At 72.6% G+C, this 20,152-nt stretch carries 17 protein-coding genes; 12 read left to right on the top strand and 5 right to left on the bottom strand.

All coding sequences use genetic code 11. From position 1 onward, the window contains the following. Window positions 1-65 precede the first annotated feature (65 nt). From KVF89_RS07150 to KVF89_RS07130, 5 genes are read left to right on the top strand one after another with little or no spacing between them, the layout of a single operon-like run. Window positions 66-6,101 carry an Ig-like domain-containing protein gene (locus KVF89_RS07150; RefSeq protein ID WP_257424543.1) on the top strand — a complete coding sequence of 2,012 codons (6,036 nt, stop codon included), beginning with the start codon at window positions 66-68 and terminating at the stop codon, window positions 6,099-6,101. 30 nt (window positions 6,102-6,131) lie between these two features. Continuing rightward, the gene (locus KVF89_RS07145; RefSeq protein WP_257424542.1) at window positions 6,132-6,632 is read left to right on the top strand and encodes a phage tail protein; all 501 of its coding nucleotides are present in this window, start codon (window positions 6,132-6,134) and stop codon (window positions 6,630-6,632) included. Window positions 6,633-6,640: 8 nt separating this feature from the next. After that, the gene (locus tag KVF89_RS07140; protein ID WP_257424541.1) at window positions 6,641-7,177 is read left to right on the top strand and encodes a phage tail protein; all 537 of its coding nucleotides are present in this window, start codon (window positions 6,641-6,643) and stop codon (window positions 7,175-7,177) included. Window positions 7,178-7,191: 14 nt separating this feature from the next. Continuing rightward, window positions 7,192-7,719, top strand: a complete 528-nt coding sequence (locus KVF89_RS07135; RefSeq protein WP_257424540.1) for a phage tail protein — start codon at window positions 7,192-7,194, stop codon at window positions 7,717-7,719. A 14-nt stretch (window positions 7,720-7,733) separates the two neighbouring features. Beyond that, window positions 7,734-8,219, top strand: a complete 486-nt coding sequence (locus tag KVF89_RS07130) for a GNAT family N-acetyltransferase (protein WP_257424539.1) — start codon at window positions 7,734-7,736, stop codon at window positions 8,217-8,219. Window positions 8,220-8,239: 20 nt separating this feature from the next. Here KVF89_RS07130 and KVF89_RS07125 read toward each other — a convergent pair whose 3' ends face one another. Next, a complete protein-coding gene (locus KVF89_RS07125) occupies window positions 8,240-8,554 on the bottom strand; it encodes a DUF6916 family protein (protein WP_257424538.1) in 315 nt (104 codons plus the stop codon). A 56-nt stretch (window positions 8,555-8,610) separates the two neighbouring features. On the opposite strand from KVF89_RS07125, the gene KVF89_RS07120 reads away from it, so the two are divergent. Genes KVF89_RS07120 through era form a run of 3 tightly spaced genes read left to right on the top strand, consistent with a single transcriptional unit; the run spans window position 8,611 to window position 10,904 of the window. Continuing rightward, window positions 8,611-9,045 (top strand): DUF6916 family protein, encoded by a 435-nt coding sequence (locus tag KVF89_RS07120; protein WP_257424537.1) that lies wholly within the window; start codon window positions 8,611-8,613, stop codon window positions 9,043-9,045. A 51-nt stretch (window positions 9,046-9,096) separates the two neighbouring features. After that, on the top strand, window positions 9,097-9,885 hold the full coding sequence (locus KVF89_RS07115) for a siderophore-interacting protein (protein WP_257424536.1): 789 nt from the start codon (window positions 9,097-9,099) through the stop codon (window positions 9,883-9,885). Next, window positions 9,885-10,904: a GTPase Era gene (gene era / locus KVF89_RS07110; protein WP_257424535.1), complete on the top strand. Its 1,020-nt coding sequence runs from the start codon at window positions 9,885-9,887 to the stop codon at window positions 10,902-10,904. The genes KVF89_RS07115 and era overlap by 1 nt, the downstream gene beginning before the upstream one ends. A gap of 205 nt (window positions 10,905-11,109) precedes the next feature. On the opposite strand, the gene KVF89_RS07105 is transcribed toward era, so the two are convergent. From KVF89_RS07105 to KVF89_RS07090, 4 genes are all read right to left on the bottom strand, one after another. Next, on the bottom strand, window positions 11,110-11,946 hold the full coding sequence (locus KVF89_RS07105; RefSeq protein ID WP_257424534.1) for a septum formation family protein: 837 nt from the start codon (window positions 11,944-11,946) through the stop codon (window positions 11,110-11,112). A gap of 4 nt (window positions 11,947-11,950) precedes the next feature. Beyond that, window positions 11,951-12,763, bottom strand: coding sequence for a septum formation family protein (locus tag KVF89_RS07100; protein WP_257424533.1), 813 nt, complete (start codon window positions 12,761-12,763; stop codon window positions 11,951-11,953). A gap of 68 nt (window positions 12,764-12,831) precedes the next feature. Further along, window positions 12,832-13,332 carry a flavodoxin family protein gene (locus KVF89_RS07095; RefSeq protein ID WP_257424532.1) on the bottom strand — a complete coding sequence of 167 codons (501 nt, stop codon included), beginning with the start codon at window positions 13,330-13,332 and terminating at the stop codon, window positions 12,832-12,834. 9 nt (window positions 13,333-13,341) lie between these two features. Then, window positions 13,342-15,564 (bottom strand): catalase, encoded by a 2,223-nt coding sequence (locus KVF89_RS07090; RefSeq protein WP_257424531.1) that lies wholly within the window; start codon window positions 15,562-15,564, stop codon window positions 13,342-13,344. Window positions 15,565-15,760: 196 nt separating this feature from the next. On the opposite strand from KVF89_RS07090, the gene leuA reads away from it, so the two are divergent. The 4 genes from leuA (at window position 15,761) to KVF89_RS07070 (ending at window position 20,134) form a co-directional block, all read left to right on the top strand. Beyond that, a complete protein-coding gene (gene leuA, locus KVF89_RS07085) occupies window positions 15,761-17,530 on the top strand; it encodes a 2-isopropylmalate synthase (protein ID WP_257424530.1) in 1,770 nt (589 codons plus the stop codon). Window position 17,531: 1 nt separating this feature from the next. After that, entirely contained in the window at window positions 17,532-18,404 is an 873-nt protein-coding gene (locus tag KVF89_RS07080) for an alpha/beta fold hydrolase (protein ID WP_257424529.1), read from the top strand. A gap of 152 nt (window positions 18,405-18,556) precedes the next feature. Further along, window positions 18,557-19,309, top strand: a complete 753-nt coding sequence (recO, locus tag KVF89_RS07075) for a DNA repair protein RecO (protein WP_257424528.1) — start codon at window positions 18,557-18,559, stop codon at window positions 19,307-19,309. Between the two features lie 12 nt (window positions 19,310-19,321). Continuing rightward, window positions 19,322-20,134 (top strand): isoprenyl transferase, encoded by an 813-nt coding sequence (locus KVF89_RS07070; protein WP_257424527.1) that lies wholly within the window; start codon window positions 19,322-19,324, stop codon window positions 20,132-20,134. The last annotated feature ends 18 nt before the right edge of the window (window positions 20,135-20,152 follow it).

Genomic DNA, 20,152 nt, shown 5'->3' with positions numbered 1-20,152 from the left:
GGAGATCTCGGGGGTTCGGTGCTGCGTCGTGCGCACTGGTGGGGACAACAGGCTGGGGACGGTCAATGGCGTTCGGTCGTACGACCACGCGTGCAGCAAGGACGACGAGCTGGATCGGGCTGACGGCCCTGGTCCTGGCGACGGCACCGGCGGGCGCCTCCGCGACACCCGCGAGGCCCGCGCCACCGGCACGCAGTGCCTGCACCATCGTCGGCACCCCCGGCCCGGACGTGCTGACCGGGACCCCCGGGCGTGACGTCATCTGCGGACGGGGTGGCGACGACCGGATCGACGGCGGCGCGGGTGACGACGTCATCAGCGGCGGCCCGGGTGACGACGTCATCGCCGGCGGCCCCGGTGACGACGTGCTGTGGGGCAGCGGCGGCGACGACCTGCTGCGCGGCGGTGGTGGCGCCGACCAGCTGTACGGCGGCGCGGGCAATGACCTCCTCCGCGGCGGTGTCGGAGCGGACCAGCTCCGGGGCGGGCCCGGCGACGACCGGCTCCAGGGCGGTCGGGGCGACGACGACCTGCGTGGTGGCCCCGGCAAGGACCGGCTCGACGGGGGAGCCGACGAGCAGGGCCCGCCCACGCCGCCACCCCCGCCCCCGGCGCCGAAGCTGCCCGGAGCCCCGGTCGCCGTCGACGACACAGTCGGCACCGACGAGGACACCGCGCTGGACCTGTCGGTGGGCGGTGCCGGCAGTCCCGCGGCCAACGACACCGACCCCGACGGCGACCCGCTCGCGGTCACCGGGGTCGCGAGCCCGGCCGGCGGCACGGTCCAGTTGGCCGGCACCACGATCCGGTTCCACCCCGAGGCAGACCTCTGCGGCCCCGGCGCCGGTCACTTCGACTACACCGTCGACGACGGCACCGGGCGCACCGACACCGGCCGGGTCACCGTCGACATCACCTGCCTGGCCGACGACCCGACGGCCCGGGACGACGACGCGACCGTGGCCGAGGATGCGGACGCCACGGCGGTCCCGGTCCTCGCCAACGATGCCGACGCGGACGGCGACCCGCTCGTCATCGCGTCGGTGACCCAGCCGACCCACGGCACCGTCGTCATCACCGGCGGGGGTGCCGGGCTGACCTATCGGCCCGCCACGAACCACTGCACCACCCCGCCCGGGACGACGCCCGAGACGTTCACCTACACGCTGACGCCCGGTGGGGCGACGGCCGCGGTCTCCGTCGCGGTCACCTGCGTCGACGATCCGCCGGTCGCCGTCGGCGACACCGAGACCCTCACCGAGGACGATCCCGCCACCGCGATCGACGTCCTGGCCAACGACGCCGACGTCGACGGGGGAGACAAGCGCATCGCCTCGGTGACCCAGCCGGCCCACGGCACGGTCGTCGTCACCGGTGGCGGGACCGGTCTCACCTACGAGCCGGACGCCGACTACTGCAACGCCCAGCCGGCAGGACCGGCCGACACCTTCGGCTACACCCTCGCTCCCGGCGGCGACGACGCGAACGTCGTGGTCGTCGTCACCTGTGTCGACGACGCCCCGGTCGCCGTCGACGACACCCGCACCGTCACGGAGGACTCCGCAGCGACCTCGTTCGACGTGCTGGCCAACGACACTGACGTCGAAGGCGACCCGTTCACGATCGGGTCGATCACGCAGCCGACGGGCGGCACGGTCGTGGTGACCGGCGGCGGCACGGGCCTGAGCTACGAGCCGGACCCCGACCACTGCACCCCGGCGCCGGCGTACGACTCGTTCACCTACACGCTCGCGCCCGGCGGGGACGAGGCGACCGTGCGGGTCACCGTGACCTGCGTCGCCGACGCCCCCGTCGCGCACCCCGACGTCGTGACCCTCGCCGAGGACGACCCGGCCACCGCGATCCCCGTGCTCGCCAACGACGTCGACGCGGACGATGACCCCCTCGCGATCGCCTCGGTGACCCAGCCCGCCCACGGCACGGTCGTCGTCACCGGCGGCGGCACCGGCCTCACCTACGCACCCGACGCGGACTTCTGCACGACCGGGCCGGGCGGCGCCGCCGACACCTTCACCTACACCCTGGCGGACGGTCCCACCACGACCGTGAGCGTCACGGTCACCTGCGTCGAGGACCTGTCCGAGGCCGTCGATGACGACGTCACCATCGACGAGGACGCCGTCGAGATCATCGCCGCCCTCGCCAACGACCGGATCGGGGACACCCCGCCGTCGATCACCGCCGTGGGCACCCCGGGCCACGGCACCGCGACCACCAACGGCGCCACGATCACCTACACACCGGACGCCGACTACTGCACCACCGGCCCGGGCGGTGCGTCGGACACCTTCACGTACACGATCACCGGCGGCTCGACCGCCACCGTGGCCGTCACCATCACCTGTGTCGCCGAGCCGGCCGTGGCCGTCGACGACACGGCCACGGTGACCGAGGACGATCCGGCCACCGCCATCCCCGTGCTGGCCAACGACCTGGACCCGGACGGCACCGGCATCGAGATCACCGCCGTGACCCAGCCGGTGAACGGCAGCGTCGTGATCACGGGCGGCGGCACCGGCCTGACCTATGAGCCGGATGCCGACTACTGCAACGCCCCGCCCGGAACCGCGCCCGACACCTTCGGCTACACCGTCACCGGCGGTGACACCGCCCAGGTGACGGTCACCGTCACCTGCGTCATCGACCCCGCGGTCGCCAAGCCGGATGCCGCGACCGCGACCGAGGACACCGCGGCCACCATCGACGTGCTCGCCAACGACCTCCCCGGCGACCTGGACCCCGTCGTCACCCAGGTGGGCCAGCCGAGCCATGGCACCACCGCGATCGACGGCACCCGGGTGACCTACACGCCGGCCGCGAACTACTGCAACGACCCGCCGGGCACGACCCTCGACAGCTTCGGCTACACGATCACCGGCGGCTCGACCGCCACGGTGACCGTCACCGTGACCTGCGTGAACGACGCGCCGACCGCGGCTCCGCTCTCCGTCGGCGGAGCGGACGCTGCCGTCGGCAACACCGTCCTGGTCGTCGACGACCCGACCGACGCGGCGATGGCCGCCGGCGGACCGCACAAGTCCCTGACCCGCGACCTGCTGGCCGGGGCCACCGACGTCGAGACCGCCGGCTCGCTCGCCGTCGTCCCCGGCACCGTCACCACCACCGCGGGCGGATCGGTGGCCCTCGAGGCGGACGGCGACTTCAGGTACACCCCGCCCACCGGCTGTGTCGCTACCGGCGACACGTTCACCTACTCCGTGACCGACCAGGACCCCGCCGGAGCCCGCACCGCCACTGCCACGGTCAGCATCGCGCTGGCCGGGTGCGTCTGGTACGTCTCCAACGACGCCGCCGGGGACGCCGGCACGTCGACCGCTCCCTTCAACACCCTCGCCCAGGCGCAGGCGGCCTCGCTGGCCGGCCAGACGATCTACGTCCTCGGCGGCGACGGCACCGGCGCCGGGTACGACGCCGGCGTCACCCTCAAGGCCGACCAGCGCCTGGTCGGCCAGGCCGTCGCGCTCAGCATCGGCACCAGCACGCTGGCCCCCGCCGTACCCTCCTCACGACCGCGCCTGACGGCCATGTCCGGCAGCGTCGTGAACCTGAACGCAGGCAACACCGTCACGGGTCTCCTGCTCGACCCGTCCGGAGCGGGCAGCGCGATCGACGGTGGCAGCACCGACATCGGCGGCACGCTCACCGACCTCCGGATCATCGACACCGGCGCGGCAGCCACGCAGGCGGCGCTGCGGCTGGCCGGAACGTCCGGGACGTTCGTCGTCGGCGACCTGGTCGTCGACAACACGGCCGCGACAGGCGTCACCAGCGGCTCGGTCGGCGTCGAGCTCACCTCGACCGGGACGGTCACCTTCACCCCGAGCACGACGATCAGCATCACGACCGCCGGCGCCAAGGCACTCTCCGTCGTCGGCACCACGCTCACGGGCAGCGCCTTCGACGACATCACGGTCACCGGCTCCGGCAGCGGCGGCGTCAGCCTGGTCGGTGCCGGGGGTCCGGTCACCTTCGGCAGGCTCGCGCTGCGGACGATCTCGGGCGCCACGCCCGCGCTCAGCCTCCAGAGCACGGGCGCGATCACCGTGCCCGACACCGGGTCCTCGACACTCGACGCCAACGGCGGACCGGCGATCGACGTGGCCACCGCCCTCGAGTCGTCCCTGGCCTTCGCCAGCGTCAGCTCGACCGGCAGCGCGGGCCGGGGCATCCGGCTCAGCGGGCTCGGCGGCGGCTCCTTCGTCGCCCACGACGGCACCGTCACCGGCCACACCGGCGCCGCGTTCGTGGTGGACGGCGGCAGCGGTGCCGTGACCTACGACGGCACCCTCGCCAACGGCGCCGGCCGCTCGCTCGAGGTCACCGGCCGCACCGGCGGGACCGTCACGATCAGCAAGAAGGTCACCGACTCCGCCGACGACGGCGGCGGCCTGCTCGTCAGCGGCAACCTCGGTGGCAGCACCGTGCTGAGCGCCGCGGGCACCACGCTCGACACCGGGACCGGCGACGCGATCGCGTTCACCAACAACGGAGCCGGCGGCGGCCACACCCTCCGCCTCACCGGTGGCAGCCTCGGTATCACCACGACGAGCGGCAAGGGAGTCGACGCCAGCGGAGGCACCCTGGTCGTCACCGGCACCGTGAACCGGATCAGCAGCGGGACCGGCCGCGCCCTGGGCCTGACCGCTACCCGGATCGGCGCCGACGACCTGACCTTCGAGCGGATCAGCTCGACCGGAGCGCCGAACGGCATCGTGCTCAACGGCACCGGTGACGCCGGCTCGCTGGTCGTCACCGGCGCCGGCGGCACCTGCACCGCCGCCGACACCTCGGGCTGCACCGGCGGCAAGATCGCCGGCAGCACCGGTGGCGACGACTCCGGTACGGCGCCGGCCGGCACCGGCATCGTGCTCACCGACACCGCGACGCCCTCCCTGACCCGGATGTGGGTCCAGGACGCCGGCAACTACGGCCTCCGCGGCGACCGCACCCGGGGACTCACGCTCACCCACAGCGTGGTCAACGGCGTGATCGGCACCTCCGGTGTGACCCCGTACGACGAGTCGACGGTGCTCCTCACGAACCTCTCCGGCACGGCGTCGATCACCGACACGTTCCTCGCCGGTGGGCTCGAGGACACGCTGCGGGTGACCAACGTGAACACCTCGCTGGTGCGTCTCACGCTCGACCGGGTCACCTTCGGCTCGGCCGGCGGGCGACCCGAGAACGACGCCATCGCGCTGGACTCCAGCGGCACCGGCGACTTCCCCGTGACGATCAGCAACAGCACGGTCCAGGGAGCCGCGGGCGACCTGCTCCAGTACGGCCACTCCGCGTCCGGCGCCGGCGACCTCGTGCTCACCGCGAACAGCTTCGTCAACGCGCACCCGGCCATCTCGTCGGGCGGCGGCGGGGTGACCGTCTACCAGGACGGCGCGGCCGGCGGCACCACCATGAACATCACCGGCAACACCTTCCGCGGCGCGGTCGGGACGGGCGTGCTGATCGCGAAGGGACCCGGTGCCGCCCGGCAGCAGGGCACCTTCGCGAACAACACCATCGGGGCGTCCGGCGTCGCCGACTCCGGCTCGCTGTCGGGCTCCGCGCTCAAGCTCCAGCAGCTCGGCCGCGGCTCCATCGAGTGGGCGGTCACCGGCAACCAGATCCGCGGCTACAACAACTACGGCGTCGAGGTCCTCGCCGGTGGAGGTGCCGGTGCGGAGGCCGGAGTCGTCAACACGGTCGTGACCGGCAACGTCATCAGCGAGCCCGGCACCGCCGCGGCCACCGCGACCCTGCCCAAGCAGGGCGTGCACTACAACGTCGGCACCCGGCCCGGGGACACCTTCGAGGTCTGCGCCGACGTCCGCGACAACGACCTCGGCGGCAGCGGGGCTCTCGGGAGTCCAATCACCGACGTCCTGGTGCGCCAGCGGCAGAACACCCGCGTCCACGTCCCCGGAGCGGTCGGCACCGGGACCGCGGCGGCCGAGGCCCGGATCGTCGCTGCGAACCCGACCAACCTGCCCGTCGTCCGGGCGACCGCCGACCTGCCCGCCAGCCTCGACGGGGCGTCGTGCCCGGTCCTGCCCGCACCATGACCTCGATCCCACGTCCCACCAGGAGGCCCCGTGGCTGAGCCGTTCCTCTCCGAGATCCGGCTGATGTCGTTCGGGTTCGCCCCGAAGGGCTGGGCGCTGTGCAACGGCCAGCTCCTGCCGATCAACCAGAACCAGGCGCTGTTCTCGCTGCTGGGCACCACCTTCGGCGGTGACGGCCGGGTCAACTTCGCGCTCCCCGACCTGCGCGGTCGTACCCCCATCCACGTGGGAGCGGGCCACACCCTGGGGGAGCGGGGCGGGGAGCCGGCCCACACCCTCGGCATCGCTGAGCTGCCCACCCATACGCACCAGGTCGCGGTGTCGACGACCGCAGCGGGCGGCGTGACCAGCCCGGCCGGTGCCTACCTCGGCGGTGCCAACAACGCCTACCGTCCCGGACCGGCGAGCACGGCCCTGCACCCGCAGACCGTGACGGCCACCGGCGGTAGCCAGGCCCACCTCAACCTGCAGCCCTTCGTGACCCTCAGCTTCTGCATCGCGCTGCAGGGCATCTTCCCGAGCCCCACCTAGGAGCAGTCGTGGCCCAACCCTATGTCGGCGAGATCCGCATGTTCGCGGGGAACTTCGCCCCAGCCGGCTGGATGTTCTGCGAGGGACAGCTCCTGCCGATCTCCGAGAACGAGACCATGTTCCAGCTCGTCGGGACGACGTACGGCGGGGACGGCGAGAGCACGTTCGCTCTCCCCGACCTGCGCGGCCGGATCCCGGTCCACCAGGGTGCCGGCGGTGGCGGCAGCTACCTCCTCGCGGAGACGGGTGGCGCGGAGGAGGTCACCCTCGGCCCCCAGCAGATCCCGAGCCACACGCACCGGCTGCCGGCCGTCGACGGCAGGCCCGGCACCCAGGTCAGCCCCGCCGGCAACCTGCCCGCGATGTCGCTGAACGTGGTGCCCTACGTCAACGCCACCCCGGGCACGGCCGCGCAGGGCGCAGACCGCCTCGGCCCGGCGGCGATCACCCCGACCGGGGGCAGCCAGCCGCACCCGAACCTCCAGCCGTACCTGTGCGTCAGCTTCATCATCTCCCTCTTCGGGATCTTCCCGTCGCCCACCTAGGACCAGGACCTGTCATGGCAGACCCCTTCGTTGCGGAGATCCGCATCTTTCCCTTCAACTTCGCCCCGCGGGGCTGGGCGTGGTGCGACGGCCAGCTGTTGCCGCTGTCGCAGAACACGGCGCTGTTCTCGCTCCTCGGCACGACGTACGGCGGCGACGGCAAGTCCAACTTCGCGCTGCCCGACCTCCAGGGCCGGGCGCCGATGCATCCCGGGCAGGGACCGGGGCTGAGCCTGCACGACCTCGGCGAGACCGGCGGCTCGGAGACCGTGACGCTGCTGGAGTCGGAGATCCCGTCCCACACGCACGCGCTGCAGGCCAACCTCGACGGCATCGGCGACACGAGCGTGCCCAGCGAGGAGGCCGCACTGACGGCGTCCTCGGGCGGCGCGCTCTACCGGGCCGGACCGCCCACCGGCCACCACCTCGGCCCCGAGGCGCTGAGCCCGGCCGGCGGCGACCAGGCGCACAACAACATGCAGCCCTATCTCACCTTCTACTTCTGCATCGCCCTGCAGGGCGTGTTCCCGCCGCGCGGGTGAGGACGGAGCCGGCCATGGGCACGACGATCCTCGAGCGGGTGGCGCTGCGTCCGGTCACCGACGCGGACGACGCCTTCCTGCTCGCCCTGTACGGCGAGATCCGGGCCACCGAGCTCGACCAGGTCGTCTGGGAGCCCGGTCAGCGCGAGGCCTTCTTGCGGATGCAGCACGACCTCCAGACGGCGCAGTACCGCGGCGCCCACCCGCAAGGGAGCTTCGACATCGTCGAGGTCGACGGCCGGTCCGCCGGGCGTCTCTACGTCAGCCGTCGCGACGCCGACGTCCGGATCGTCGACGTCGCCCTGACCGCCGAGTTCCGCGGTCGCGGGATCGGGGGAGCGCTGGTGGCCCGGGTCATCGACGAGGCGGTCGCGTCGGGCCGCTCGACGAGCATCCACGTCGAGGTGCACAACCCGGCCGCGTCCCTCTACCGGCGTCTCGGGTTCCGTCCCGTGTCCCAGCGCGGTGTCTACGTGCTGATGGAACGGAGCGCGACGTGAGCCGTCTCCGGGCAGCACGATCAGGCGAATGCCGCCTCGTAGCGCATGCCGCCCGGGGCGGGGCCGAGCGGCACCAGGAACAGCTCCAGGTCGCCGAGGCCCACGTGGCTGACCGCCCAGGTCGCCTGTGCCAGGACCGGAGCCTCCGGCCCCGTGAAGAGCAGCGAGAACTGCTCCCGGGCGACGCCGTCCGGGCCGACGCCGCCGACCTGGCCCACCAGCGAGGTCTCGCGCAGCACCAGGGCCAGCCGCTCCGCATCCGGGAGCACCAGCTCGAAGGTGTCACCCACCAGTCCGGCGAAGTCCTCGTGGCCCAGCCACCCGTTCGTACCCACGCGCCGATGCTAGGCCACGTCCGAGGCCACCGCCCGCGTCGTACCAGGAGGAACCCATGACCGACCTGACCCGCCGTGCCGTTCTCGCGACGAGTGCCACCGGTGCGGCCGTCGCCGTCATCGGCCTGCCCGCGCCGCGCGCCGTCGCCGTCCCCGAGCTCGCCGCCGCTCCGGCCTCGGTCGAGGAGCGGGCGTTCACCCGCAACGCGAGGCTCTACCGCCGCACGCGGTTCAAGAAGCACCGCAAGGCGAGGTTCACGGTCACCGGGCCGGGTGTCCGCCTGAGGATGAAGCTGGTCGACATCTCCAACATCCCGCTCGTCACCCGCGGCTCCAACCGCAGCTTCGAGCTCACGTTCACCACCAAGCGGCCCGGTCCGGGGCAGGGGACCTACACCGTCAAGCGCCGCAAGTTCAAGGCGACCTCGCTGTTCCTCGTCCCCACCGACGCGTCCCACCGCAGGTACCGCGCCACCGTCAACAACCGGTGAGGCGACAACCGGTGAGTGGGTGTCCGGAGCCGTGACCACTAGCCTTGGTGGGTGAGCACCCGGGCCCAGCAGTACGACGCCACGGTCCGCGGGCGTGAGCAGGTGACGCCGCACCTGGTGCGGCTGGTGCTGGACGTCCCCGGTTTCGTGTCGACCGGGATCGCCGACGAGTGGGTCGGCCTGGTCGTGCCGGGCCAGTTCCAGAGCCGCTACTACACGGTGCGCTCCTTCGCCGAGGGCCGGATGGTGCTCGACGTCGTCGTGCACGAGGTCGGGCTGGTCACGGAGTGGGCGTCCGGCGGCTCCGGCGACCCCGATGACGTGATCGGTCAGCAGGTCGTGCTCACCGAGGCCAAGGGCTCCTTCCTGCCGCCGGACGACGCGCAGTGGCTGCTGCTCGTCGGAGACCTGACCGCGCTGCCCGCGATGGCGCGGATCGCCGCCGAGCACGGTGACCGGCTGCCGGTCCGGATCCACGCCGAGGTGCCGGCCGACTCGAGGATCGAGGGCTACTTCCCTCCCTCCGCCGCCGTCACCTGGCTCCCGCTCGGCGAGGAGAGCCGGCTCGCCGAGGTCGTCGAGGGGATCGACTGGCCCGCGGGCGACGGCTACTTCTGGATGGCCGGCGAGTCCGCCCAGATGCGGGCGATCCGCAAGCACCTCATGCGGGAGCGGAAGCTCCCCAGCACCCACTACGACGTCATGGGCTACTGGCGCTCGGTCACGAAGCGCCAGCCGCGCGCCGTCGACCCGGGCCCCATCTGGCGGGCCGGCAAGGCCGCCGGGAAGTCCGACGAGGAGATCTGGGCCGACTACGACGCTGCCCGGGAGGCACCGTGATGAGCGAGCACGACGACGACTTCGACCACGAGGACGAGTTCGACGAGGACTTCGGCGCGCTGCCCCCGCCGGCGGCGCCGGTCTTCGGGCTCGGCGACGTGCCCGAGGGCTACCGCAGCGGCTTCGCCTGCTTCGTCGGCCGCCCCAACGTCGGCAAGTCCACGCTGACCAACGCGCTCGTCGGACAGAAGATCGTGATCACCTCCGACAAGCCGCAGACCACCCGGACCGTCGTACGCGGCATCGTGCACCGTGCCGACGGTCAGCTGGTGCTCGTCGACACCCCCGGGCTGCACCGCCCGCGGACCCTGCTGGGGGAGCGGCTCAACGACCTGGTCAAGACCACCTGGGCCGAGGTCGACGTCGTCGCCGTCTGCTTCCCGGCGGACGAGAAGGTCGGTCCCGGCGACAGGTTCCTGGTCAACGAGCTGGCCAAGGTCCGCCGGACGACGAAGATCGCGGTCGCGACCAAGACCGACCTCGCCACCCCCGAGCGGATCGGGGAGCACCTGCTCGACATCGCCGAGCTGGGCCGCGAGACCGGCACGGAGTGGGCCGAGATCGTGCCCGTCTCCTCGGTCGGCGGCGACCAGATCGCGCTCCTCGGCGACCTCCTCGTCGGGCTGATGCCTGAAGGGCCCCCGCTCTACCCCGACGGCGATCTCACCGATGCCCCCGAGGAGATCCTGGTCGCGGAGCTGATCCGCGAGGCCGCCCTCGACGGCGTCCGCGACGAGCTCCCGCACTCCATCGCCGTGGTCGTCGAGGAGATGGGCCTGCGCGAGGACCGTCCCGAGGACAAGCCGCTGCTCGACATCCACGCCAACCTGTACGTCGAGCGCGACTCCCAGAAGGGCATCATGATTGGCAAGAAGGGTGTCCGCCTCCGCCAGGTCGGCACCACCGCCCGCCACCAGATCGAGGCCCTCCTCGGCACCCCGGTCTACCTCGACCTGCACGTCAAGATCGCCAAGGACTGGCAGCGCGACCCGCGTCAGCTCCGCAAACTGGGCTTCTAGCGCGCGCCCGTCACCCCACGTGTCGGTCCTCGCGGGAAGCGAGGGCGACGGAGCGCAGGGAGCGAGGCACGAGCGACCGGAGCGGAGGAGGCGAGCCTTTCCGCGAGCCGACCGTCTTGCCGCCACGTCAAGGTCGGGCCTACGGAAGCCAACCGCGGCGCGGCAGCGTGTCAAGCGAAGCGCCGACACGCTCGCGCAGGAAAGCTCAGTCAGCGGTCCAGCAGCGGCCGAACTTCTGGCCCATCGCCCACTGCTCCTTGGTGGGCCATTCATAGCCCCACTTGAAGGTCAACGGGTCCTCGGCGACGTCGGCGGCGGCGTCCTCGCAACGGGTCCGGCCGGCGGCACGGACCTGCTTGACGCCGGGGTAGTCCGCGGCGTCGAAGACGACGACGTCGATGGCCCGCCAGGAGTGCTTCGCCGAGCAGCGCACCCGCTCGAAGTCCGGGGCATCGGGCGCTGCGGTGCCGCACATGGCATACCGGTCGGGCACGGTCGGTGCGTCGAGCACGCCCTTGAGGTCGCCGTCGAGGTCGGCGAGCTTCGAGGCGCCGTCGAGGAGCACCGCGTCGCAGCGGTACCAGGTCGCGCCGTCGTCCGATTGCTCCACGGTCGGCGTGAACCAGATCGAACGGATCATGGACAGCCGGAGGTTCGTGAGCGTGCCCCCGACGTACGTCAGCAGCTGGCTCGGGCACGCCGAGGACACCTGCGCCTGGACCCGGTCGGAGTCGACGGCGAGCAGATGGCCGTCGACCACCGCGTCGATGGCGCCGATCGCGAAGGTGACGCTGGTGTGCGGCTGGGCGCAGTCGACGGCGTCGACCGTCGAGGTCGGGGCGACGGCGGCGTCGTACTGCAGCACGTAGCAGGCGCCGGTCGCCGGCCCGGGGTCGGGCTCGGCCGCGGTGGTCTGCGTCGACGGGGCCTCCGGGGGCGGGTCCTTCTCCTTGTCCCCGCCGTCGCCACAGGCGACGAGGCCGGTCAGCGCCAACAGCGCCGCGACGGCGACACCCGCCCGGCGGATCCTGGGGTCGCTCATGTCGTCACTCACTCGTCCTCGCCCAGCACACCGACCGCCGGACGCCGGCCTCCCACTCGGCCTTGTGGAAGAAGGTGAAGCCGTACTCGTACTCCGCCGGGTAGTTGAGCCACGCCTGGACCGACGTCGAGCAGAACGACCGGGTGCGGCTCTCCATCACCCGGTCACCGGGGTAGGTGTCCTCGGGCTGGCCGAGCTTGACCGTCGTCACGGCACGCCAGTCGTGCTTCTGCGAGCACGGCACCTTCTCGCCCTCCCCGACCGAGGGACCGCGCGCGCAGCTGAGCCAGACGTCCGGCGGGCGTCCGGCGAGCATGCCCTTCGCGGTCTCCGGGAGGGGGCGGTACGTCGCGCTGGCCGTGCTGCCGCCGAGCACGTCGCAGCGGTACCAGCGGGCGCCCTTGCCCCAGGCCTTCGCCGAGGGGCGGAACCAGGCCCAGCTCAGCGTCGTGCGCAGCACCAGGCTCTCGTCGGCCTCGACGAACGTCGCGAAGGCGGTCGAGCAGGTGCGGTACGCGTAGTGGCCGAGCTCGGTGTCGTCGTACTCGGCGTCGTCGAACTCCTCGGGGAGCTCTCCGGTCGCGAAGGTCTCCGCGGTGTGCTCCTCCGAGCAGGGGACCGTCGCGGTCGCGTTGGCCGGCAGCGCGACGTCGTCGGGGGTCAGATTGCGGCACACACCGCTCTCGGGGACCTCGAGCGCGTCGACCAGGTCGTCGTCGGTGTTCTTGCCCTGGCTCTCACTGCCGCAGGCGGCGAGGGCCGGCACGAGCAGGGCGAGCGCGAGCATCCCGACCACGCGGACGGCACGGTGCAGCATCCGGTGTCAGAGCCCCTCTCGTGACGTCGGCATCCAGGTCGGAGAACAGGTCGGTCGCAGGTCGGTGATCAGTCGGTCAGGAGTGCCGCGATCGTAGCGCCCAGCGCATAGGCCGCCTCCAGGGCGGCGTCGTCGACGGGACCGAGCACGCCGAGCACGTCGTACCCCTGGCGCCAGTCGAGGGCACCGACGATCGACTGCACGGACCGCTCGGCGCCGGTGAGGTCGTAGCGGCCGTGCAGCCACAGGCCGTACGGCCGGCCGGCGGTCTCACCGCCGCCGTCGGCAGGCGCCCCGGTCGGGTCGAGGGCGCCGCCGACGGCGAGGAAGGTGGAGTCGAAGAAGTGCTTGAGCGCCCCGCTCATGTAGCCGAAGTTCGCCGTCGTCCCGAGGACGTACCCGTCGGCTCCCAGGACGTCGTCGGCCGTGGCGTCGAGCGCGGGGCGCACCACGACCTCGACCGCGGTGCCGGCCTGCACGTCCTCGTCGTTGGCCCCGGCGACGACCTGGGCGAGCAGCGTCTGCATCGAGCGGCTGGGGGAGTGGTGGACGATCAGGAGCGTCGGCACCCCACCAGGCTAGACCGCGGTCGCGAAGCGCTCCCAGGTCCGGTGGGTGCCGATCAGGTCCTGCACCTGGCTCAGCACGTCGGGCCCGGCGCTGCCGGTCGCGACGCCCGCCACGTCGGTGGGGATGCCGGCGATCTCCAGCGCCTGGAGACCGGTGCCCCAGGCACCGAGGGCCTTGGCGTGCCGGAACGCCTCCTCGAGCAGCAGGACGACGCGTGGGTCGAGTCGCGCGCTGTCGGCGGCGCCGGCCTTGGCATCCCGCGCCGGGAGGGCGTCGGGTGCCGGAGGCGGGCAGCCGGCGACGAGGACGGCGTCGTACTCCACGGAGCGGGCCGTGGCGAACGTGCGCTGGACGTCGAGCTCGCCGAGCGTGCCGCCGCGGGGCGCGATGAGGAGCGGGAGCATCCCCGCGGCGAGGACGGCGGCGCGCACCTCGGACACGTCGTCGAGAGCGCCGTCGGGGTCGATCACGATCCCGACGACGCGGCCGTCGCCGGGCCACGGCCCGCCGGTGAGCTGCGAGAGCGCCGGGCTCGGTACGACGTCCGCCGGCTCCTCGGTGGGCTCGGGCGCGGGAAGCCCGAGCGCGGTCGCGACCTCGGCGCACAGCGTCGCGTCGATGTTGGCGAGCGCCTGGAGCTGCCGCTCCTTGATCGCCGACTCGTAGCACTTGCCGAGCTCGAACGAGTAGGCGCGGACGATGTGCTCCTGCTCGACCGGGCTCACGCTCGCCCAGAACAGCCGCGCCTGGCTGAAGTGGTCGTCGTACGACGCGGGCTGGGCGCGCACCTTGCGTCCCTCGACCGCGTGGGCAGCCTCCACGAAGGCGCGGGTCTCCTCGTCGGAGAGTTCGGTGCCGGCGTGGAAGGGGCAGCCGCCGTCCAGCGAGTTGGGACGGTACGGCGCCACGCCGGCGTGCACCGCGTGCTGGTGGAGGCCGTCGCGGAGCATGTCGTTGACCGGCGCGTGCGTGCGGTTGATCGGGATCTGGTCGAAGTTCGGCCCGCCCAGGCGGGTGAGCTGCGTGTCGACGTACGAGAAGAGCCGGGCCTGCATCAGCGGGTCGTCGGTGACGTCGATGCCGGGGACGAGGTGCCCGACGTGGAAGGCGACCTGCTCGGTCTCGGCGAAGAAGTTCGTGGGGTTGCGGTCGAGCACCATCCGGCCGATGGGCTGCACCGGTGCGAGCTCCTCGGGCACGATCTTCGTCGGGTCGAGCAGGTCGATGCCCTCGAACATCTGCTCCGGGGTGTCCTCGAAGACCTGGACGCCGAGCTCCCACTCGGGGAAGGCGCCGGACTCGATCGCGTCGGCCAGGTCACGGCGGTGGAAGTCCGGATCGAGGCCGCCGACCAGCTGGGCCTCCTCCCAGGTGAGGGAGTGGATGCCGAGCTTGGGCTTCCAGTGGAACTTGGCCAACGAGGTCGTGCCGTCGGCGCGGGTGAGCCGGAAGGTGTGGACGCCGAAGCCCTCCATCATCCGGTAGGAGCGCGGGATGCCCCGGTCGGACATGTTCCACAGCGTGTGGTGCTGCGCCTCGGTGTGGAGGGAGACGAAGTCCCAGAAGGTGTCGTGCGCGCTCTGCGCCTGGGGGATCTCCCGGTCCGGGTGCGGCTTGCCGGCGTGGATGATGTCGGGGAACTTGATCCCGTCCTGGATGAAGAAGACGGGGATGTTGTTGCCGACCAGGTCCCACACACCCTCGTCCGTGTAGAACTTCGTGGCGAAGCCGCGGGTGTCACGCACCGTGTCGGCCGAGCCCCGCGAGCCCAGCACGGTCGAGAAGCGCACGAAGACCGGCGTCCGCTTGCCCTCCGCGAAGAGCCCGGCGCAGGTCACCGTGTCGGCGGTGCCGTAGCCCTCGAAGTGGCCGTGGGCGCCGGCGCCGCGCGCGTGGACGACCCGCTCGGGGATGCGCTCGTGGTCGAAGTGGGTGATCTTCTCCCGCAGGTGGTGGTCCTGCAGCAGCGTCGGTCCACGCTCGCCCGCCTTGAGCGAGTGGTCGGTGTCGTGCACGCGTACGCCGGTCGCGGTGGTCAGCCACCGGCCCTGCTGGCCGGCCGTGCGCGGGTCGGTGCCGGTCTCGGCGCCCGTGGGGGTGCGGGTCTCGGGAGTGCCCTGGTCGGGCTTGGGCGGGAGCGGCTCGACCGGATCGGTCGGCTCGGCGAGGGTGGGTGGCACGGCGGCGGGCGCGCCGGGGACGAGGTCGTGCTTCGGGTCCTTCGCGTTCATGGGGGCTCCTCGGGTTGCGGACCCCCGCGTGGTACCCGAGCGCCCGCTCCGGAGACCGGGTCCTGCTAGAGTGCCTCCCATCATGACGCGAGCCCTCCTTCTTAGCGGCCGCAGCGAGGTCTGAAGCCGGACCCCCTCGTTGCGGAGTGAGTCGCGCGCCCGGCGCCATCTCGTCACTCACGAACCCGAGGAAGTCATGAACCAGCAGCGCGTCACCATCCCCAGCCAGCAGCCGAGCGGGATGCCGTACCACCGCTACACCGCCTTCGAGCCCGTCACCGTGCCGGACCGCACCTGGCCGGACCAGAAGATCACCCGCGCCCCCCGGTGGCTGTCCACCGACCTGCGCGACGGCAACCAGGCGCTCATCGACCCGATGAGCCCCTCGCGCAAGATGAAGATGTTCGAGCTCCTGGTGAAGATGGGCTACAAGGAGATCGAGGTCGGGTTCCCAGCCGCGAGCCAGACCGACTTCGACTTCGTGCGCCAGCTCGTCGAGGAGGACCGGATCCCCGACGACGTCCGGGTCTCGGTGCTGACCCAGGCCCGCGAGGACCTGATCGCGCGCACCGTCGAGTCGCTCCAGGGCGCCGCCAAGGCGACCGTGCACCTCTACAACGCGACCGCCCCCCTCTTCCAGCGGGTGGTCTTCGGCGTCACCGAGGCCGAGTGCATCGCGATCGCGACCCGCGGCACCGAGTGGGTCATGAAGTACGCCGACCAGCTGCTCGGTGCGGCCGGGGGCACCGACTTCGGCTACCAGTACAGCCCCGAGATCTTCACGCAGACGCCCACGGACTTCGCGCTCGAGGTCTGTGAGCGGGTCTCCGACGTGTGGCAGCCCGAGGAGGGCCGGGAGATCATCCTGAACCTGCCCGCGACCGTCGAGATGTCGACGCCCAACACCTACGCCGACCAGATCGAGTACTTCGGGCGCAACCTGTCCCGTCGCGCCCACTCGATCATCAGCCTGCACCCGCACAACGACCGCGGCACGGCCGTCGCCGCGACCGAGCTCGCGCTGATGGCCGGTGCCGACCGGGTCGAGGGCTGCCTGTTCGGCCACGGCGAGCGCACCGGCAACGTCGACCTGGTCACCCTCGGCATGAACCTGTTCAGCCAGGGCATCGACCCCCAGGTCGACTTCTCCGAGATCGACGAGGTCCGCCGCACGGTGGAGTACTGCACCCAGCTGCCGGTCCACCCGCGCCACCCGTGGGCAGGAGACCTGGTCTACACCGCCTTCTCCGGCTCCCACCAGGACGCCATCAAGAAGGGCCTGGAGGACCTCGACCGGATCGCTGCCGAGCAGGGCAAGCCCGTCGGCGAGATCCCCTGGGAGGCGCCGTACCTGCCGATCGACCCGAAGGACGTCGGCCGCACCTACGAGGCGGTCATCCGGGTCAACAGCCAGTCCGGCAAGGGCGGCGTGGCCTACGTCCTCAAGGCCGAGCACAGCCTGGACCTGCCCCGCCGCGCGCAGATCGAGTTCAGCCGGGTCATCCAGCAGCACACCGACGCCCAGGGCGGCGAGGTCACGCCCGAGGCGATCTGGGAGATCTTCCGCAAGGAGTACCTCGACCGCGAGGCCCCCTACAGCCTGGTCTCGTTCTCGTCGGTCACCAGCGAGGACGGCGACGACCGCCAGGAGGTCCGCCTCGTGGTCCGCGGCGAGGAGCAGACCTTCACCGGCATGGGCAACGGCCCGGTCGCCGCGTTCATCGACGGCATGCGTCAGGCCGGGGCCGACATCCGCGTCCTCGACTACGCCGAGCACGCGCTGTCCTCGGGTGGCGACGCCGTCGCGGCGGCGTACGTCGAGTGCGAGGTCGCCGGCGAGATCGTCTGGGGCATCGGCCTGCACCACAACATCGTCACGGCCTCGCTGCGTGCCGTGGTGTGCGCCGCCAACCGGGCGCGCGCGACGACGATCCCGACGGCGCCCGTCGAGCCGGCAGCCGACTGAGATGGGTCGCGCCGCGCTGGCCTCCGAGCAGGTCGGACAGGTCTTCGTCTCCGGCCGGCGCGGCCGCGACCGCCTCGAGTTCACCGAGTACGGCGCCGGGGACGCGTGGGTCGTCCTGGTGCCGCCGCTGCTGGTACCGCGGCGGGTGCACGACCGCACCGCGCGGATGCTCGCCTCGAACGGCCTGCACGTGCTGGCCCTCGACCCGCTCGGCCACGGGCGCTCGGACGGCCCCGCGGACCCGCTGTCCTACTCGGTGACCGCGTTCGCCGAGCAGGTCGTGGCGCTGCTCGACCACGTGGGCGCGAGCCGGGCGGTCGTCGGCGGGAGCTCCCTCGGCGCCAACGTCGCCCTCGAGGTGGCGGTGATCGCTCCCGAGCGGGTCGCCGGCCTCCTGCTCGACGGGCCGGTCCTGGAGAACGCGCTCGGTGCCCAGCTCTCGCTGCTGGCCCCGGTCCTGGCGACGGCGCGGTTCGCCCCGCTCGCCCTGACCGCGCTGCGACTGGTCACCCGGCCCCTTCCGCGGCGACTCGCCCCGGAGTGGGTGCGGCTGTCCCTGGAGACCCTCGACGCGCGCCCCGCCCAGGTCGCCGCCGTCGTCCACGGCGTCCTCTTCGGCAGGTTCGCGCCGCCCAGCGCCGAGCGCGCGGCCCTGACCGTCCCGACGCTCGTGCTCGCCCGGACGGGCGACCCGTTCCACCCGGCCGGCGATGCCGAGCTGGTCGCCGGCGAGATCGCCGGAGCCACGCTCGAGCGTGCCGCGGCGCCGCTGGAGTGGCGCCGCCGCCCCGAGCGGCTCGATCTCGTGGTCACCCGGTTCGCCCGGGAGTGCACGCGTCCGGCACGCCGCGGGCGTCGTACCCGGTCGTCCTGAAAGCGCCTACCCGCGGCGGTTGCATCGCACCCGGCATTCCGGTCGTCGATGCGACGGATCCGCGACCGAGACGCCGGGTGCGAAGGACGACGCCCGGCTCAGAGCCGGGGTGGCGCCGGGCTTTCGCCCGGCCGAGGCAGCACAATGGAGGGGTGCCGCTCTACCGTGACGAGGCGATCGTCCTGCGCACCCGCAAGCTGGGTGAGGCGGACCGCATCGTCACGCTGCTGACCCGTGACAACGGCGTGGTCCGCGCGGTGGCCAAGGGGGTGCGCCGGACGACGTCGCGGTGGGGGTCGCGACTCGAGCCGTTCACCCACGTCGACCTCCAGCTCGCTGAGGGTCGCAACCTCGACACGATCACCCAGGCCGAGACCCGGGCTGCGTACGCCGCCCCGCTGGGCGCCGACTACGACCGCTACACCGCGGGCACCGCGATGCTCGAGACCGCCGAGCGGCTGGTCGTCGAGGAGCGCGAGCCCGCGCGCCAGCAGTTCGCGCTGCTGCTCGGAGGGCTCAACGCGATGGCGGCGGGCGCGCGCAATCCGTGCCACGTCCTCGACTCCTACCTGCTGCGTGCCCTGGCCATCGCCGGGTACGCCCCGGCCTTCGTCGACTGCGCCCACTGCGCCCGCCCGCCCGTCACGGTGACCGGTGAGCTCGGCCACCACCGCTGGTTCAACCCGTCGATGGGCGGCGTGCTCTGCTCCACCTGCCGGATCCCCGGCTCCGCCACTCCGGCGCCGGAGACCCTGACCCTGCTCGGGGGCCTGCTCGCGGGCGACTGGCCGGTCGTCGAGGCCGCCGACCCGCGTCATGTCCGTGAGGCCAGCGGTCTGATCGCCGCGTTCGTGCAGTGGCAGCTGGAGCGGGGGCTCCGGTCGCTCGCGTATGTCGAGCGCTGACAGACTGGCGCCGTGACCCGCTCCTCCCGTCGTACCCGTGCCGCCGCGGCGGCCGCTGCCGCGCGTGGCCCGGTCCGCCCGCCCACGCCGCACCCGTCGGGCGAGCGGCCGCCGGCGCTCCCCGCCGAGCTGGTCCCGCGCCATGTGGCGATCGTGATGGACGGCAACGGCCGGTGGGCCAACGAGCGCGGGCTGCCGCGCACGAAGGGCCACGAGGAGGGCGAGTCCAGCCTGTTCGACGTCGTCGAGGGCGCGATCGAGATCGGTGTGAAGGCCGTCTCGGCGTACGCCTTCTCCACGGAGAACTGGTCGCGCAGCGCGGACGAGGTGAAGTTCCTGATGGGCTTCAACCGCGACGTCATCCGCCGCCGCCGCGACGAGATGCACGAGCTCGGTGTCCGGGTCCGCTGGGCCGGGCGCGCGCCGCGGCTGTGGAAGTCGGTCATCTCCGAGCTGCAGGTCGCCGAGGAGCTGACCCGGCACAACGACGTCCTGACGCTCACCATGTGCGTCAACTACGGCGGCCGCTCCGAGCTCGGCGACGCGGCCAAGGCCCTCGCCCGCGACGTCGCTGCGGGGAAGGTCAACCCCGACAAGGTCGACGAGCGCACCCTCGGCCGCTACCTCTACGTCCCCGAGCTCCCCGACGCCGACCTGGTCTGGCGCACGTCCGGCGAGCAGCGGCTGTCCAACTTCATGCTGTACCAGGCGGCGTACTCCGAGTTCGTCTTCTCCGACGTCCTCTGGCCCGACGTCGACCGCCGTCACCTGTGGGCGGCGATCGACGAGTACGCCCGCCGGGACCGCCGCTACGGCAGCGCCTGACGCGCCCGGTCCTTCGCC

The organism is Nocardioides carbamazepini, assembly GCF_024614185.1.
Lineage (GTDB): Bacteria > Actinomycetota > Actinomycetes > Propionibacteriales > Nocardioidaceae > Nocardioides > Nocardioides carbamazepini.
This window is presented reverse-complemented; position numbering and strand designations above follow the sequence as displayed.

What these genes read in the sequence shown, in the direction of transcription:
- era (WP_257424535.1), top strand. Translation starts at nt 9,885, where the DNA reads ATGAGCGAGCACGACGACGACTTCGACCACGAGGACGAGTTCGACGAG.
- KVF89_RS07090 (WP_257424531.1), bottom strand. Translation starts at nt 15,564, where the DNA reads ATGAACGCGAAGGACCCGAAGCACGACCTCGTCCCCGGCGCGCCCGCC.
- KVF89_RS07150 (WP_257424543.1), top strand. Translation starts at nt 66, where the DNA reads ATGGCGTTCGGTCGTACGACCACGCGTGCAGCAAGGACGACGAGCTGG.
- KVF89_RS07100 (WP_257424533.1), bottom strand. Translation starts at nt 12,763, where the DNA reads ATGCTGCACCGTGCCGTCCGCGTGGTCGGGATGCTCGCGCTCGCCCTG.
- KVF89_RS07080 (WP_257424529.1), top strand. Translation starts at nt 17,532, where the DNA reads ATGGGTCGCGCCGCGCTGGCCTCCGAGCAGGTCGGACAGGTCTTCGTC.
- KVF89_RS07120 (WP_257424537.1), top strand. Translation starts at nt 8,611, where the DNA reads ATGACCGACCTGACCCGCCGTGCCGTTCTCGCGACGAGTGCCACCGGT.
- KVF89_RS07130 (WP_257424539.1), top strand. Translation starts at nt 7,734, where the DNA reads ATGGGCACGACGATCCTCGAGCGGGTGGCGCTGCGTCCGGTCACCGAC.
- KVF89_RS07135 (WP_257424540.1), top strand. Translation starts at nt 7,192, where the DNA reads ATGGCAGACCCCTTCGTTGCGGAGATCCGCATCTTTCCCTTCAACTTC.
- leuA (WP_257424530.1), top strand. Translation starts at nt 15,761, where the DNA reads ATGAACCAGCAGCGCGTCACCATCCCCAGCCAGCAGCCGAGCGGGATG.
- KVF89_RS07105 (WP_257424534.1), bottom strand. Translation starts at nt 11,946, where the DNA reads ATGAGCGACCCCAGGATCCGCCGGGCGGGTGTCGCCGTCGCGGCGCTG.